Genomic DNA, 16,509 nt, shown 5'->3' with positions numbered 1-16,509 from the left:
ATTTATCGGTCGTATTGGTGAACGGAATACCGTGACGTTTAAACATATTTTGCGCATCGGCAATCTCACTGCGGCAGGTATCGATTTTGGCATAAGTCGAATTCGGACGGCGCTCTTGACGGATGGCCTGCAGGCGTTCGGGTTGAATGGTCAGGCCGAACAGTTTGTCTTTGTAAGGTTTGACCATGCGCGGCAGGTCGGTGGATTCCAAATCGTCGGGAATCAGCGGGTAATTGGCGGCGCGGATACCGTATTGCAAGGCAAGGTAAAGACAAGTCGGCGTTTTGCCCGAACGCGATACGCCCATCAAAATCACATCGGCTTCTTTCAGGTTTTTATCGCTGACGCCGTCGTCGTGGTTGAGCGAGAAATTGACCGCCTCCATACGCGCATCGTAGCGTTGCGTATTGCCGATACTGTGGTGCCCCTGCTCGGCGGCAACCGCCTCGGTGTTGAGTTCTTTTTCCAAAAGCCCAAGGAAGGTTTCGAAAAAATTGATATGGAAAGCACCCGCTTTTTTGATGATTTCACGGATTTCGTCATTGACGACACTGACGAAGGCAATCGGACGCAAACCGTTTTCCTGAGCATTGCGGTTGACTATTTCGACGACGGTACGCGCTTTTTCAGGCGTATCGATGAAGGGATAGGTGTGGCGTTTGAATTCGATTCTGCCAAACTGATTCAGCAGTGCCTCACCGATATTTTCAGCAGTCAGGCCAGTACGGTCGGAAATATAAAACACATGGCGCGGGGCGGTCATTCAGTCATCCTTTGAAATTTAAGACAGTTGCAGACGGTTATCATAGCAGCTGAAACCTTCTAAATAAAGGGAATACGCTTAAATTACACCCAACTACAACGCAATTAAACCCACCTTTAAACGCATTTTTATTTTAATAATCGAATTATCTTAAAATTTTATACCCATCCAAAACCTTTCCAAACTCTACCAATCAGTCATTAATCTATTTCAAACCTTATGTTTTACAAAGAAATAGACAACAGGAATACTGGTTTTCCCATCAGATTTCATTTGACTACACGCCTGAAGCCCGCAATTTTTCAGACGACCCGCAAATAAATCGAGACAGAAAAAGCATGACAGCGGTCGTTTGAATCGCTTAAAATAACAAAGCGTATTCGTTTCTTTTTTAACATATCTTGGATTGGACACACAAATGGCTGACAACTACGTAATTTGGTTTGAAAACCTGCGTATGACTGATGTTGAAAGCGTGGGCGGCAAAAACGCCTCCCTAGGTGAAATGATCAGTCAGCTGACTGAAAAAGGCGTCCGCGTCCCCGGCGGCTTTGCCACTACTGCCGAAGCCTACCGCGCATTTTTGGCGCACAACGGACTGAGCGAGCGTATTTCCGCCGCACTGGCACAACTGGATGTGGAAGATGTCGCCGAACTGGCGCGCGTCGGTAAAGAAATCCGCCAATGGATTTTGGATACGCCCTTCCCCGAACAACTGGATGCCGAAATCGAAACGGCATGGAACAAAATGGTTGCAGACGCAGGCGGCGCGGATATTTCCGTTGCCGTCCGTTCTTCTGCGACCGCCGAAGACCTGCCCGACGCATCGTTTGCAGGTCAACAGGAAACCTTCCTGAATATCAACGGCTTAGAAAACGTCAAAGAAGCCATGCGCCATGTATTCGCCTCTTTGTACAACGACCGGGCCATCTCCTACCGCGTACATAAAGGCTTCGAACACGACATCGTCGCCCTCTCCGCAGGCGTGCAACGCATGGTGCGTTCTGACAGCGGCGCGTCCGGCGTCATGTTCACCCTCGACACCGAATCCGGCTTCGACCAAGTCGTTTTCGTGACTTCATCTTACGGTCTGGGCGAAAACGTCGTACAAGGCGCGGTCAACCCCGATGAATTCTATGTATTCAAACCCACGCTGAAAGCGGGCAAACCTGCCATCCTGCGCAAAACCATGGGTTCGAAACAAATCAAAATGATCTTTACCGACAAAGCAGAAGCCGGTAAATCCGTGATGAACGTCGATGTTCCTGAAGAAGACCGCAACCGTTTCTCCATTACCGACGAAGAAATCACCGAGTTGGCACACTACGCGCTGACAATCGAAAAACACTACGGCCGCCCGATGGATATCGAGTGGGGCCGTGACGGCTTGGACGGCAAACTCTACATCCTGCAAGCCCGCCCCGAAACCGTAAAATCCCAAGAAGAAAGCAGCCGCAACCTGCGCCGCTTCGACATCAACGGCGACAAAAACGTCTTGTGCGAAGGCCGCGCCATCGGTCAAAAAGTCGGTCAAGGCAAAGTCCGCTTGGTGAAAGACGCCTCCGAAATGGATTCCGTTGAAGCAGGTGACGTACTCGTTACCGACATGACCGACCCGGATTGGGAGCCGGTAATGAAACGCGCTTCTGCCATCGTCACCAACCGCGGCGGCCGCACCTGCCACGCCGCCATCATCGCGCGCGAACTGGGTATTCCTGCCGTAGTCGGCTGCGGCAATGCGACCGAATTGCTGAGCAACGGTCAAGAAGTTACCGTATCCTGTGCCGAAGGCGATACGGGCTTCATCTATTCCGGCCTGCTGGACGTACAAATCACCGACGTTGCCTTGGACAATATGCCCAAAGCGCCAGTTAAAGTCATGATGAACGTCGGCAACCCCGAACTCGCATTCAGCTTCGCCAACCTGCCGAGCGAAGGCATCGGCTTGGCACGCATGGAATTCATCATCAACCGCCAAATCGGCATCCACCCGAAAGCCTTGTTGGAATTTGACAAACAAGACGATGAATTGAAAGCGGAAATTACCCGCCGCATCGCCGGCTACGCCTCCCCTGTCGACTTCTACGTCGATAAAATCGCCGAAGGCGTGGCAACATTGGCCGCATCGGTTTATCCGCGTAAAACCATCGTCCGTATGTCCGACTTCAAATCCAACGAATACGCCAACTTGGTCGGCGGCAGCATTTACGAACCGCACGAAGAAAACCCGATGCTGGGCTTCCGTGGTGCGGCGCGTTATGTCGCCGAAAGCTTCAAAGACTGCTTCGCGCTCGAATGCAAAGCCCTCAAACGCGTCCGTGACGAAATGGGTCTGACCAACGTCGAAATCATGATCCCGTTCGTCCGCACTTTGGGCGAAGCCGAAGCCGTCGTCAAAGCCTTGAAAGAAAACGGTTTGGAACGCGGCAAAAACGGCCTGCGCCTGATCATGATGTGCGAACTGCCGAGCAACGCGGTATTGGCAGAACAATTCCTGCAATACTTCGACGGCTTCTCTATCGGTTCCAACGACATGACCCAGCTGACCCTCGGCCTCGACCGCGACAGCGGCTTGGTGTCCGAATCGTTTGACGAACGCAACCCTGCCGTCAAAGTGATGCTGCATTTGGCAATCTCTGCCTGCCGCAAACAAAACAAATACGTCGGTATCTGCGGTCAAGGCCCGTCAGACCATCCGGACTTCGCCAAATGGCTGGTTCAAGAAGGCATCGAAAGCGTTTCCTTGAATCCGGATACCGTCATCGAAACTTGGCTGTATTTGGCTAATGAGCTGAATAAATAAGTTTTTTATCAACATTGAACAATCCCCCGATTGGAAACATTCGGGGGATTTTATGTAATAGGTGCTACATCAAACATACCTTACCGCATCGATCATCAAACCATACGGGGTCGTCTGAAACACATGATTTCAGGTTTTCAGACGACCCTCCTTAGATATAGTGGATTAACTTTAAATCAGGACGAGGCGACGAAGCCGCAGACAGTACAAATATAGTGGATTAAAATTGCAATGATACGGCGTTGCCAACGCCCTTATGTACTACCCGTACACGGCGGGCGTTGCCGCCTTGTCTCATTTTTATTTTAATCCACTATAGTACGGAACCGATTCACTTGGTGCTTCAGCACCTTAGAGAATCGTTCTCTTTGAGCTAAGGCGAAGCAACGCCGTACTGGTTTAAAGTTAATCCACTATAAAACCTTTATCGTTGTTTAATGTCTCGACCCAAAAGCCAAAAGGTCGTCTGAAAATTTTTCAGACGACCTTTTCTCAAGCTAACGCTTCAAAATTTGATCAGTACCAACCGCGCAGTTTCATCGCTTTTTCAACGCGGCGGATACTCATCATGTAAGACGCGGTACGCAGGTCCACGTCATACTCTTGCGCCAGATTCCAAATATCGCGGAACGCGCGGCGCAGGACGACGGTTTCTTTTTCCTGAACTTCGTCAAATTCCCAATAATAGCCTTGCAGGTTTTGCACCCATTCAAAATAGGAAACGACCACGCCGCCGCAGTTCGCCAGAATATCGGGGACGACCAATACACCATTTTGACGCAGGATAGCATCCGCTTCGGGCGTAGTCGGACCGTTTGCGCCTTCGACCACGATTTTGGCGCGGACTTTGCCGGCGTTTTCGGAAGTCAGTTGGTTTTCCAGTGCGCAAGGGGCGAGTACGTCCACATCCAGCGCCAAGAGTTCGGCGTTGCTGATTTCCTTGCCGTAGCCGGCTTTGTTAGTGATAAAGCCGTTGGCCTGATACTCTTTGAAGAGGGCTTCCATATCCAAGCCGTTTTCGTTGTAGATGGCGACGTCAACGGTGGAAACGGCAACGACTTTCGCGCCGGATTGATGCGCGTAATAGCCTGTGTGATAGCCCACATTGCCGAAGCCCTGAATGGCGTAGGTCGCGCCTTTGACGTCTTTGCCGAGTTTTTCCAAAGCTTGGACGGCGGCAAAGTTCACGCCGTAACCTGTCGCTTCGGTACGCGCCAAAGAGCCGCCGAATTCAACCGGTTTGCCGGTGAACACACCCGGCGCGGATTTTTTAACGATGTTTTCGTAGGCATCAACCATCCACGACATGATTTTGCCGTTAGTGTTCACATCGGGAGCGGGAATATCGATTTTCTCGCCGATGAGCGGGGAAATGGCTTCGGAATAAGCTCGTGCAATGCGTTCCAACTCTGTTTCGGAATAATCGCGCGGATCCAAAGTAATGCCACCTTTGCCGCCGCCATAAGGAATGCCCGCAACGCAACATTTGATGGTCATCCAAATCGACAGGGCTTTGACTTCGTCCAAATTCACATTGGGATGGAAGCGCACGCCGCCTTTGTACGGGCCGACGGCGTTGTTGTGTTGCGAACGGTAGCCGGTGAAGGTTTTGACCGTGCCGTTGTCGAGTTTGACGGGGAAGGTAACTTCCAAAACGCGTTGCGGGCTTTTCAGGATTTCATACACCGCAGGGTCGGCATTGAGTCGGTCGCAGGCGGTTTTGACCTGTTTGCGGGCGATTTCGAAAGGGTTAAGGGTTTCTTTTGCGGCGGATTGGGACATTTCTCTTCCTTCTTATGTCTGGTTGAAATTTAAGGGCTTCACAGTTGTAACTATAACCAATTTCCAAATGAAATGTAATAGCATGTAGTCAGTATTTTCAAAATTGATTAATTTATATATGAATTTATTTTCAGACGACCTCTGAAACCTGACACCCCGTTGCCTGATATCGCCGCCAAAATCGGCTACTAAAACTAAAGCCCTTGTTTTTAAAAAAATCGTCTGAAATTTTATATCATCAGGCTGATGCTTTAAAAACAGCAACGACCGCATTTCAGACTCGATAATATTGTTAACAATATCCAATTTTCGGCAGCACAAAATAAGGCATAACAAGATGGGCTGCTTCATCCATTTTGACTTTAATATAGTGGATTAACTTTAAACCAGGACGGCGTTACCTCGCCTTGTCCTGATTTAAAGTTAATCCACTATAAAATATGAAAAAGGTCGTCTGAAAACCCATGTTTCAGGTTTTCAGACGACCTTTTTGAACCTCATCGTTTACCGTTCGGCGGCGCTGCTTCTTTCGGCTTGCTCTTCTGCCGCTTCATACGCTTCCACAATTTTCTGTACCAGCGGATGACGGACGACGTCTTCGCTGGTGAAGGTGTGGAAATACAGCCCTTCCACATCACGCAGTTTTTCGCGGGCGTCTTTCAGGCCGGATTTGACGTTGCGCGGGAGGTCGATTTGGCTGATGTCGCCGGTGATGACGGCTTTCGCGCCGAAGCCGATGCGGGTCAGGAACATTTTCATCTGTTCGGGCGTGGTGTTTTGCGCTTCGTCCAGAATCACATACGCGCCGTTGAGCGTGCGGCCGCGCATGTAGGCGAGCGGGGCAATTTCGATCAGGCCTTTTTCCATCAGTTTGGTCACGCGGTCGAAGCCCATCAGGTCGTAGAGCGCGTCGTAGAGCGGGCGCAGGTAGGGGTCGACTTTTTGCGCCAAATCGCCGGGCAGGAAGCCGAGTTTTTCGCCTGCTTCGACGGCGGGACGGACGAGGACGATGCGCTCGATTTGGTGTTTTTCCATGGCATCGACGGCGGCGGCGACGGCGAGATAGGTTTTGCCCGTACCCGCGGGGCCCAATCCGAAGACGACGTCGTGGTTTAACAAGGCGCGGATGTAGCCGTTTTGGCGCGGGGTGCGCCCGCCTATGCTGCCGCGTTTGGTGCGGAAATAATATTGTTGGTCGTGATGTTTTTCTTCGTGTTTCTCGTCGGCGGTTTTGGCTTCGACGGCAGCGAGGCGGATGGCGTTGTCGTCCAAATCGCCTTGTTCGGCGGCTTCGGCGAGCGCGAGCAAGGCGCGGCGGCCGGCGTGGGCGAGTTCGCCCATGAAGGTGAAGTGTTCGAAGCGGCGTCTGATTTGGATATCGAGGGCTTTGCCCAAGGCTTCGAGGTTGCCGTCGAGCGCGCCGCAGAGGCGTTGGAGGACGGTGTTGTCGATGTCTTCAAATTGAAGATGGACGGTATGGGTCATATCTTGTTTCCATGATGATTAAAGGTCGTCTGAAAGGTGCGGGATGCTTTTCAGACGACCTTTCGGTGTTATTTGTTTTGCGCCTGTTCGCGAAGCTCGCGGCGCAGGATTTTGCCGACGTTGGACTTGGGCAATTCGTCGCGGAACTCGATGTCTTTCGGCACTTTATAAGCGGTCAGCTCGGTACGGCAGAATTCGATGAGTTCTTCTTTGGTCAGGCTTGGGTCTTTTTTGACGACGAAGACTTTGAGGGCTTCGCCTGTTTTTTCGTTGGGCACGCCGATACAGGCGACTTCCATGACTTTATCGTTGTGTGAAACGACTTCTTCGATTTCGTTCGGATAAACGTTGAAACCGGAAACGACGATGAGGTCTTTTTTGCGGTCAACCAGTTTCAGCCAGCCTTTTTCGTCCATGACGGCGATGTCGCCGGTTTCCAAAAAGCCGCGCGCGTCTATGGTTTTAGCGGTTTCTTCGGGACGGTTCCAGTAGCCTTTCATCACTTGCGGGCCGCGCACCCAAAGTTCGCCTGGCTGTCCGATGCCGACTTCTTTGCCGTTCGCATCTCGCAATTCGACTTCGGTGGAGGGAACGGGCAGTCCGATGCCGCCGCTATACGTTTCGATATTGAGCGGGTTGCAGCACACGCCGGGGCTGGCTTCGGTCAGACCGTAGGCTTCGACGATGGGCGTACCGGTGATTTTTTTCCATTTTTCGGCGACGGCTTTTTGAGTCGCCATGCCGCCGCCCAAAGTCAGGCGCAGGTTGGAGAAATCGACGGTGGCGAAATCAGGTTGGTTGACCATGCCGTTAAACAGGGTGTTCACGCCGATGAAGACGCTGATGCGCTCTTTTTTGAGTTCGCCGATAAAGCCTTTCATGTCGCGCGGGTTGGTAATCAGGATGATTTTGGAACCGGCGTTGGTGAAAATCATCAGGTTCACCGTCAGGGCGAAGATGTGGTAAAGCGGCAGCGCGGCGATGACGGTTTCTTTGCCTTCGCGCAGTTGGTTCTTAATCCATTCTTTCGCCTGCAGCATATTGGCGCAGATGTTGCCGTGGCTGAGGATGGCGCCTTTTGCCACGCCGGTCGTGCCGCCCGTGTATTGCAACAGCGCGGTATCTTCGCGGGTCAGGGTAACGGGGCGGAAGGTATGTGCCGCACCTTCTTTCAGGGTCGTCTGAAAAGGGATGGCGCCGGAAATACGGTATTCGGGCACCATTTTTTTGATTTTGCGCAGCACGAAATTCATCAGCGTGCCTTTGAAGAAACCGAACATTTCTCCGACAGAAGCGACGATGACGTGTTTGATTTGCGTGCGCGGTAGCACCAGCTCCAGCGTGTTGGCAAAATTTTCCAAAACGATGATAGTGGTCGCGCCGCTGTCTTTCAACTGATGCTCCAGCTCGCGCGGGGTGTAGAGCGGATTGGTGTTTACCGCCACCAGCCCCGCCTGCAGGATGCCGAAAAGCGCAATCGGGTATTGCAGCAGGTTGGGCAGCATAATCGCCACGCGCTCGCCGCGCGGCAGCTTCAGGACGTTTTGCAGATAGGAAGCGAAATTTTCCGCCAGCTTGCCGACTTCGGCGTAAGTGAGCGTTTTGCCCATGTTTTGAAACGCGGGTTGATGCGCGAATTTTTCAACGCTTTGACGGAATACGTCGCTGATCGAACTATATTGCGTGATGTCGATTTCGGCATTGACACCTTGTTCGTAGCTGTTGAGCCAGAGTTTTTCCATATAAATAATCTTGTTTCGTTGGTTTTATGGTTGTCTTGAGGTCGTCTGAAAAGGCGGGAGCAAACCCGTCGCAATAGTTTTCAGACGACCTTTTATCTTTTTTATTCAAGCAGTAATAATGACGGGCTTATCTGTGGACATGATAATGCCGCCGCCCAAGCAGACGTCGCCGTCGTACAGCACGGCGGATTGACCAGGCGTTACCGCCCATTGCGGTTCGTCGAACACCAGCTCGACCGTTTCATCATCGAGATAACGCAATTCGCAGGGCGCGTCCGCCATGCGGTAGCGGGTTTTGCAGGTGTAGCGCCCTTCTCTCGGCCGTTCGGGCAGCGTGAAACTCAAATCGTTCATGACGAGGCTGCGGGTATAGAGCAGCGGATGGTCATGACCTTGCACGACGATGAGTTCGTTTTTCGTCAAATCCTTCGCGGCAACAAACCACGGTTCACCCGCGCCGCCGATGCCCAATCCTTTGCGCTGTCCGAGCGTGTAGAACATCAGCCCGACGTGTTCGCCGACGGTTTTGCCTTCGGGCGTCACCATTTTGCCGTTGTTGGTCGGCAGGTATTTTTGCAGGAACTCGCGGAACGGACGCTCGCCGATGAAGCAGATGCCGGTACTGTCTTTTTTGGCGGCAGTCGGCAAATTAAATTCGGCGGCAAGGAGGCGGACTTCAGGTTTTTCCAAACCGCCCAACGGAAAAATCGCGCGCTCGAGTTGGAAAGGCTTGAGGCGGTAGAGGAAATAGCTTTGGTCTTTGTTTTGATCCAAACCTTTGAGCAGGTAATGAGTGCCGTTGCGGACTTCTTTGCGCGCATAATGCCCCGTGGCAATGGTATCCGCGCCCTGCTCTATGGCGTAGTCCAAAAAGCATTTGAATTTGATTTCGGCGTTACACAACACATCCGGATTCGGCGTTCGCCCTGCGCTGTATTCTTTGAGGAAATAGGCGAATACGTTGTCTTTGTATTGGGCGGCAAAATTGACGATGTCGATGTCTATGCCGATGATGTCGGCGACGGCAATGGCATCGAAAGAGTCTTGCTTGATGCTGCAATATTCGTCATTGTCGTCGTCCTCCCAGTTTTGCATAAACACCCCGCGCACTTGATAACCCTGCTGTTTGAGCAAGGCGGCGGTTACGGAGGAATCGACACCGCCGGAGAGTCCGACGATGATGTTTGAAGGTTGTTGAGTAATGTCCATGAAAGGGATATGGGTAGGAAACAGCGGTTTTTAAAGGCGGATTTTAGCACATTTTGATGAAGGGATAAGGAAGGCTACCCCATAAGGCAAACGGGGCTTGAATGATGTTTTATCGAAAATTCAAGAAATTGAATGATATTTGATAGAAAAAAAGCCGCCTGAAACCGCTACCGTCGGTTTTCAGACGACCTTTTGCTTATTCGGATGCGTCGGCTGCTTTTTCTTTTTGTCGGGTGAACACATCGCCCTTTCTGTAAGCATTGCGCTTTCCGTGCAAACTGTAATACTCGACAAGCTGTCCGTTCCTCCGCACGAAATATCCGCGGTCTTTTTCATATTTCGGACAATGCGTGTACCAAGAATCGTCGCCTTCGCTGCAATAGCTCAAATACAGTTTGCCGCGTTTGACATAGCCTTTTACCTTGCCGCTGCCGCCCGGACCATTAGAACGGCCTTCATTCCACTCTCCGGAAATAATGTATTTCGGTGATTGTTTAATATTAAAATATTTACCGTAGATACCATCTTCCAGTTCTTGCTCATACCCCCAATTTCCAGAAAAATCAGCGGCTAATGCTTGACCTGCAAACCATAATGCACACGCTGCAAGAATATATTTCTTCATTTTAGCCTCATCGTTCAATCAATAATAAACAGATGGCATTTTATGACGAAGCAGAATATGTGTCTATCACAAAAGGTCGTCTGAAATGACAGTTTCAGACGACCTTTTTTATCACATTACAATAACTTTCATCACCATTTCAGACGACCTCAATCCAAAATCTTGCCGACGATTTCGCCCACGTCTTTCGACAAGCCTTCTTGCGCCCGAATGCGCTGCAATTCTTGTTTCACCAAGTTTTTACGGTGCGGTTCGAGCTTGTTGCAGAGGTTGAACGCCTGCACTAAGCGGGCGGCGACCTGCGGGTTGAAGCGGTCGATTTCGATGACTTTGTCGGCGATGAAGCGGTAGCCGCTGCCGTCTTCTGCGTGGAAATGCGGGACGTTGCGGCTGAAGCTGCCGATGAGCGAACGGGCTTTGTTGGGGTTTTCGAGGCTGAATTTCGGATGCTGCAAGGCGGTTTGAACCTGTTGCAGGGTGTCGCTGCGGCGGCTTGAGCCGACGAGGGCAAAATATTTGTCCATTACCAACGCGTCGTCTGAAAACTTGTCGGCAAACTGCGCCAGCAGGCGGTTGTGCGTATCGCTTTCGTTGCCGTTGACGGCGGACAGGATGCCCCATTCGTGGGTCATGTTTTGCGCCATTTCGCCGTATTTTTCGGCAACGGTTTCGATGTGCGCGGGGTCGGCGCGCAGGACGAAGGCGCGGCAGACATTGCGCAACGTGCGCCAGCCGGCGGTTTCAGGGCTGTACTCGTAGCTTTGGTTTTCCTGCTTCGCCGCCTGACGGTTCAATTCGTGCCATTTCGGCAGGAAGTGGACGGCAAGCGTATCCAACAAGGCTTCGCGCGCCTGATGGTAGCGCAGCGGGTCGATGTTTTCTGCGCCGTCCCACAGTTCGGCCTCGGACGGCACACCCAAAAGCAGGGCTTTGAAGGCGTTGTCCAAGAGGTCGTCTGAAATGACTTTTTCGACGGCGGCAAGCAGTTTTTCGTGTTTCGGCAGCCCAACGCCGTCTGAAAGCGCGGCAAGGTTGGCGGCGACGGCGCGGCGGTAGAGCGTTTGGGCGGCTTCCCAGCGCGTGAAAGCGTCGCTGTCATGGGCGAGCAGGAGCAGCAGGTCGTCGTCGCTGTACGGATAGTTCAGATGCACCGGCGCGCTGAAGCCGCGCAGCAGCGAGGGAACGACGGCTTCGGTTACGCCTTCAAACCGGAAGGTCTGCTCGGCTTCGGTCAGCAGCAACACGGCTTCGGTCGCACGTTTGCCCTGATAATCGAATGCCACCGCTTCGCCGTTGCGGTTCAGCAGCCCGACTTTGACGGGAATCATCATCGGCTGCTTGTCCGCCATATCGGGCGTGGGCGGCACGGTTTGTTTAATGGTCAACTCAAAACTATTGTTTTTCAGACGACCTTCCGCTTCCAAGACGGGCGTTCCCGCCTGGCTGTACCACAAGGCGAACTGGTCGAGATTAATGCCGTTCGCGTCCGCCATCGCCGCGCGGAAATCGTCGCAGGTAACGGCCTGCCCGTCGTGGCGTTGGAAATAGAGCTTCATGCCTTTCTGGAAACCCTCTTCGCCGAGCAGGGTGTGATACATCCGCACCACTTCCGCGCCTTTTTCATAAACGGTCATGGTGTAGAAATTGTTCATCTCCTCATAGCTGGCGGGGCGCACCGGATGGGCGGTCGGGCCTGCGTCTTCGGGGAACTGGTGCTGGCGCAGCAGGCGGATGTTTTCGATGCGGCGCACGGCGCGGCTGGCGCGGTCGCCGGAAAATTCTTGGTCGCGGAACACGGTCAACCCTTCCTTCAGCGAAAGCTGGAACCAGTCGCGGCAGGTTACGCGGTTGCCCGTCCAGTTGTGGAAATACTCGTGTCCGACCACGGATTCGATGCCTTCGAAATCGGTATCGGTGGCGGTGCGGCTGTCGGCAAGGACAAACTTGGTGTTAAAAATGTTCAAACCCTTGTTTTCCATCGCGCCCATATTGAAATCGCCCACGGCGACGACCATAAAAATATCCAAGTCGTATTCCAAACCGAAGCGCGTTTCGTCCCATTTCATCGCGTTTTTCAACGATTCCACGGCAAAGCCGACCTTGGGCTTGTCCGCTTCGGTGGTGTAAAACTCGATTTTGACGTTTCTGCCGCTCATGGTGGTAAAACGGTCTTCCGTGACCGCCAAATCGCCCGCGACCAAAGCAAACAGATAGCTCGGTTTGGCAAACGGATCTTCCCATTTCACCCAATGGCGGTCGTCTGAAAACTCGCCGCCGTCGATTTTGTTGCCGTTGGAAAGCAAAACGGGATAGCGTTTTTTGTCCGCGACGATGGTGGTCGTGAACTTGGACATCACATCCGGACGGTCGATGTAAAACGTGATTTTGCGGAAGCCCTCCGGCTCGCACTGGGTAAACAGATTGCCGCCGGAAGCATACAGCCCCATCAGCGATTTGTTTTCCGCCGGCAGGATTTCGGTTTCCACTTCGACGGTGAAGCGTTCGGACGGCACGCCTGCAATCGTCAGCGTCTCGCCTTCCAACACATAATCCGCCGCCGCCCCGTTGATTTTGACGGACAAGAGTTTCGCCGAACCGTCCAACACCAGCGGCTCCCCTACCCTCTGCGGCTCGACCGTCAAACGCGACTTCACGACGGTTTGCGGTTCGGCAATGTCGAAATGCAGGTCGGTTTCGAGAATGCGGTAGGCAGGCGTTTGGTAATCTTTCAGATAACGGACGGTTTTGCTCATGGTTTTGCTTTCGGGTTAGGAATCAATTAAAGAAATGAAAAGAGATAGGGTGGATAACTTTCATCGGACGGCTTCGCTGTACCTTGTCCTGACGGCTGTCATCCCCTATTGGGTCGTCTGAAAATGCAATCTTAACAAAATAACAAACTTCGCACCCATCATCCCACAAAAATACCTTTTATCCAATATTTCATGCCACAAAGTCAGGTACGACCCCGTCTTCCGTTTACGCTGTTAGAATGCCCCCTTCATCCCCGCACGGGTATAATCCGTTGCCATATCGGCAATCGCGGAATGACCGAAATTGCTTTAGGATTTCGGGCAGCCAACCGCCCGATCCGACAAGGAGCGGATGAACCTTTACCGGCATTCCCGTTCCAATCCGTCAGGTTTTGATTATCTTTGAGGTGTGATAAATATGTCTTCCAAACCTTTGCTCCTTTTGTGTTCCACATTGACTGCATTGTTATGCGCCTGCAGCGCCGGCAACGAAGCGGCAGAAGCCAGCGCATCCGGAGCTTCAAATGCGTCGGCAGCCGCAGCCTCCCAAGCCCCGGCACAAGCCGCCGCTTCCGAGGCAGCATCAGCCTCCGCGCCTTCCGCCACACAAAATCTGACCGGTTTGGATCAGGCAAAATGGCAAACCTACCGCTGCAAAGACAACGGCAGCGTATCAGTCCGCTATTTCAAAACGGATGACGGCGCCGCGGCGCAAGTGCGCTTTAAAGGTGCCGAGTTTGTCGCACCTTTCAGCCCCGAAATGAGCAACGAAGATTTGAACGCCTTTAGCGACGGTCAATACACTTGGACAATCGGCAACTTTACGGAAACCGATTTCTACAAGGAAGACGGCGGTTTTCTGGTTCATCATGAAGCCTCGGAAGAAACGCCTGACAACATGACGGACAACCTGCTGCTGCAAGAATGCGCCCCGTCCCAATAGCATTGCCGTTTTAGAGAAAACCATCCACCCAATTTCTCCCCAATACACGCCATACAAACCAAAAGGTCGTCTGAAAACCTCAAATCGAGATTTTCAGACGACCTTTTCTTCTGCCTGCTTTAGAACGTGTGTTTCAACGTAGCGGTCAGGCTGCGCGGCGTGCCGTAAACGTGGATGTCGGGCATGGTGCGGTAGCGTTTGTTGAACACGTTTTCAAAGTCCAAACCGATTTGGGTGGATTTGCCGATTTTGTAATGCGCGGTCAAGTCCAGCGTAGCGTATGGGCGTTGGGTCAATGCAGCGGCAGCAGCCGGATTGATATCTGCGGGATATTCGTCCAGCGTATGGCTGCGGCTTTGCCAGTTGACGTTTGCGCCTAAGTTCAAACGGTCGGTTACGTCGTACGCCGTGAAGAGTTTGAACAAATGAACGGGATAAGACGGATGCAGTTGCTTGCCTTCGCTGTCTTTGATTTTGGAACGTGCATAAGAAGCATTAAGCAGCCATCTGTCGCTCAAGCGTCCGCCGACGGCAAGCTCCCAGCCCTTGGTCGTCGTTTTATCAGCAGAGCGGTAGTATTCTTCGCCGTTTGGCAATCTACCCGCATAAACGCCCAAATGGTCGCGTTTGTTCATAAAGACGGACGCAGAAGCATTCAGACGACCGTCAAACCATGAGCCTTTCAAACCGGTCTCGTAGGTTTTGCCGCGTTGCGGTTCGAGCGCCGCGCCGTTTTTGGTCAGGTAACGCACTTGCGGACGGAAGATGGTGGTGTAAGACGCATAGGCAGTTAAGTTTTCACCAATATCGAGGGTTGCACCCAGATAAGGAATGAAAACTTTTTGTTTGTGGCTGCTGTAAGCGAATTTGTTGCGGTTGGTGCTGTAACGGTATCGCCAGTCTACAAAACGTGCACCACCGATCAGGGCGAATCGGTCAGTCAGTTTGAAACGGGTCGAGCCGTAAACCGACAGGTTTTTCATATTGGTAAAACCGTCGCGCAAATACGGCATATCGGGCTGTGCAACATTACCGTCAAATTGGCGCAAATCAGGAATAATCGATTCGCCTTCCTGATAGAAAGACAGGTTTTCTCGGTTGCCCTGATAGCTGATACCTGCATTAAATTCATGCGAACGACCGAAAGCGGGATAGTCGCCGTCCAAAGTCAGCGAGAAATCTTGGTCGCGGTATTTGCTGCGGTCACGATCTGAAGTGAAAAGCGCAGAGTAATCAGGATTGATTTCGTATGTACCAGCAATGCCTGAAACGATGTCGCTTTTACCTGTCAGATAGCTGTAATCGCCCGTCAACCTCCAGCCGTTGGCAAACTCATGACTGAGGGAAGTGAATACTTCGGCGCTGTTGTCTTTGCCGTATGCCCAGCGTGCGGACGAGTTCTTGCGCGGCGAAGATTCAAACGGCTTGAATCCGTCGTTGCGGTTTCCCGCTACGGTCAGATAGCTGAAACGCGAGCTGCCGTTATTGCGGAAACGATGCAGCTCCGTACCGACGCGCCAGTGGGTTTGCGGCGTGAGGTCGTAGGACAGAATGCCATAGAAAGTGTGGTTGTGGCGCGAAGTGTTCGGCAGGTAATCGCCGCCGTGGTCGCTGACCAAAATGGAGCGTCCGCGCAAGGTATTGTCGGCATTCAGAGGATGATTGGCATCAAGGACGAAGCGGTAGTGTTTCCACGAACCGACACCGGCTTCCACGCTGACGGCGGGTTTGGCAGTCGGTTTTTTGCGTTCCAAAGCAACCGTACCACCCGGCTCGCCCATACCGCCGTTGGACAAACCGCTCGCGCCGCGCACGACGACGACTTGTTCGTACAATGCGCTGTCCAGATTGTTGGTGCCGCGGCGTATGGCTTTACCGTCGTAAAGAAATTTGGGCGCGCCGTCCACAGAAATGCTGTCAATCGCCTGACTGCGCGAAATAAATTGGCTGTGGCCGGAAACGTTGTTGCCCATTTTGCTGTGGAACACGCCCGGTGTTTGTTTCAACACGTCCTGCAAGGTATCCAAACCTTGGTCGTCCATTTGTTTTTCGGTAACGACGGACAAAGACTGCGGCGTTTCGCGCTGGGTCAGGCGGATGCCTGTGGCAGCGGAAGAAGTCGGAATGGTGTAGTTGGAGGTTGTCTGTTTACCAACGCCCCGTACTTGGACAGTAGGCAAATCAACCTGCTCAACCCCATCCCCTGCACCCAAGGAATAGGCGGATAAAAGTGCCGCAGCAACAGCAACCGGCAAACGCGCCGGACGAAATTTAGATAATGGCATGGTGTCTCCTAATTATAGTGGATTAAATTTAAACCAGTACGGCGTTGCCTCGCCTTGCCGTACTATCTGTACTGTCTGTGGCTTCGTCGCCTTGTCCTGATTTAAATTTAATCCACTAT

General features: G+C 52.3%; 10 protein-coding genes. 2 read left to right on the top strand and 8 right to left on the bottom strand.

Translation table 11 applies throughout. The features are described from left to right. The coding region (locus tag HMPREF1051_RS03100) for a pyruvate, water dikinase regulatory protein (RefSeq protein ID WP_003764309.1) at positions 1–763 on the bottom strand (763 nt) is incomplete at its 3' end. Positions 764–1,181: 418 nt separating this feature from the next. Here HMPREF1051_RS03100 and ppsA point away from each other — a divergent pair. Then, positions 1,182–3,566 carry a phosphoenolpyruvate synthase gene (gene ppsA, locus HMPREF1051_RS03095; protein WP_003757353.1) on the top strand — a complete coding sequence of 795 codons (2,385 nt, stop codon included), beginning with the start codon at positions 1,182–1,184 and terminating at the stop codon, positions 3,564–3,566. A gap of 516 nt (positions 3,567–4,082) precedes the next feature. Here ppsA and HMPREF1051_RS03090 read toward each other — a convergent pair. The 6 genes from HMPREF1051_RS03090 to pepN form a co-directional block, all read right to left on the bottom strand. Continuing rightward, positions 4,083–5,348 carry a Glu/Leu/Phe/Val family dehydrogenase gene (locus tag HMPREF1051_RS03090; protein WP_003764324.1) on the bottom strand — a complete coding sequence of 422 codons (1,266 nt, stop codon included), beginning with the start codon at positions 5,346–5,348 and terminating at the stop codon, positions 4,083–4,085. Positions 5,349–5,852: 504 nt separating this feature from the next. Then, on the bottom strand, positions 5,853–6,833 hold the full coding sequence (locus tag HMPREF1051_RS03080; RefSeq protein ID WP_003764318.1) for a PhoH family protein: 981 nt from the start codon (positions 6,831–6,833) through the stop codon (positions 5,853–5,855). 68 nt (positions 6,834–6,901) lie between these two features. After that, positions 6,902–8,575 (bottom strand): AMP-binding protein, encoded by a 1,674-nt coding sequence (locus HMPREF1051_RS03075; protein WP_003764320.1) that lies wholly within the window; start codon positions 8,573–8,575, stop codon positions 6,902–6,904. 105 nt (positions 8,576–8,680) lie between these two features. Beyond that, positions 8,681–9,784, bottom strand: a complete 1,104-nt coding sequence (gene mnmA, locus HMPREF1051_RS03070; RefSeq protein WP_003764311.1) for a tRNA 2-thiouridine(34) synthase MnmA — start codon at positions 9,782–9,784, stop codon at positions 8,681–8,683. A 196-nt stretch (positions 9,785–9,980) separates the two neighbouring features. Next, entirely contained in the window at positions 9,981–10,409 is a 429-nt protein-coding gene (locus HMPREF1051_RS03065; protein ID WP_003764307.1) for a hypothetical protein, read from the bottom strand. Positions 10,410–10,558: 149 nt separating this feature from the next. Further along, positions 10,559–13,162, bottom strand: a complete 2,604-nt coding sequence (pepN, locus tag HMPREF1051_RS03060; RefSeq protein WP_003764315.1) for an aminopeptidase N — start codon at positions 13,160–13,162, stop codon at positions 10,559–10,561. A gap of 418 nt (positions 13,163–13,580) precedes the next feature. Between pepN and HMPREF1051_RS03055 the strand changes: the two genes are divergently transcribed. Next, positions 13,581–14,105 carry a hypothetical protein gene (locus tag HMPREF1051_RS03055; RefSeq protein ID WP_003764304.1) on the top strand — a complete coding sequence of 175 codons (525 nt, stop codon included), beginning with the start codon at positions 13,581–13,583 and terminating at the stop codon, positions 14,103–14,105. Between the two features lie 119 nt (positions 14,106–14,224). On the opposite strand, the gene HMPREF1051_RS03050 is transcribed toward HMPREF1051_RS03055, so the two are convergent. Next, positions 14,225–16,390, bottom strand: coding sequence for a TonB-dependent siderophore receptor (locus HMPREF1051_RS03050; protein ID WP_003764316.1), 2,166 nt, complete (start codon positions 16,388–16,390; stop codon positions 14,225–14,227). Positions 16,391–16,509: the final 119 nt, after the last annotated feature.

It is taken from the genome of Neisseria sicca VK64, assembly GCF_000260655.1.
Lineage (GTDB): Bacteria > Pseudomonadota > Gammaproteobacteria > Burkholderiales > Neisseriaceae > Neisseria > Neisseria sicca_B.
The sequence above is the reverse complement of the archived record's forward strand: the minus strand, read 5'-3'. Positions and strand labels throughout refer to the sequence as shown.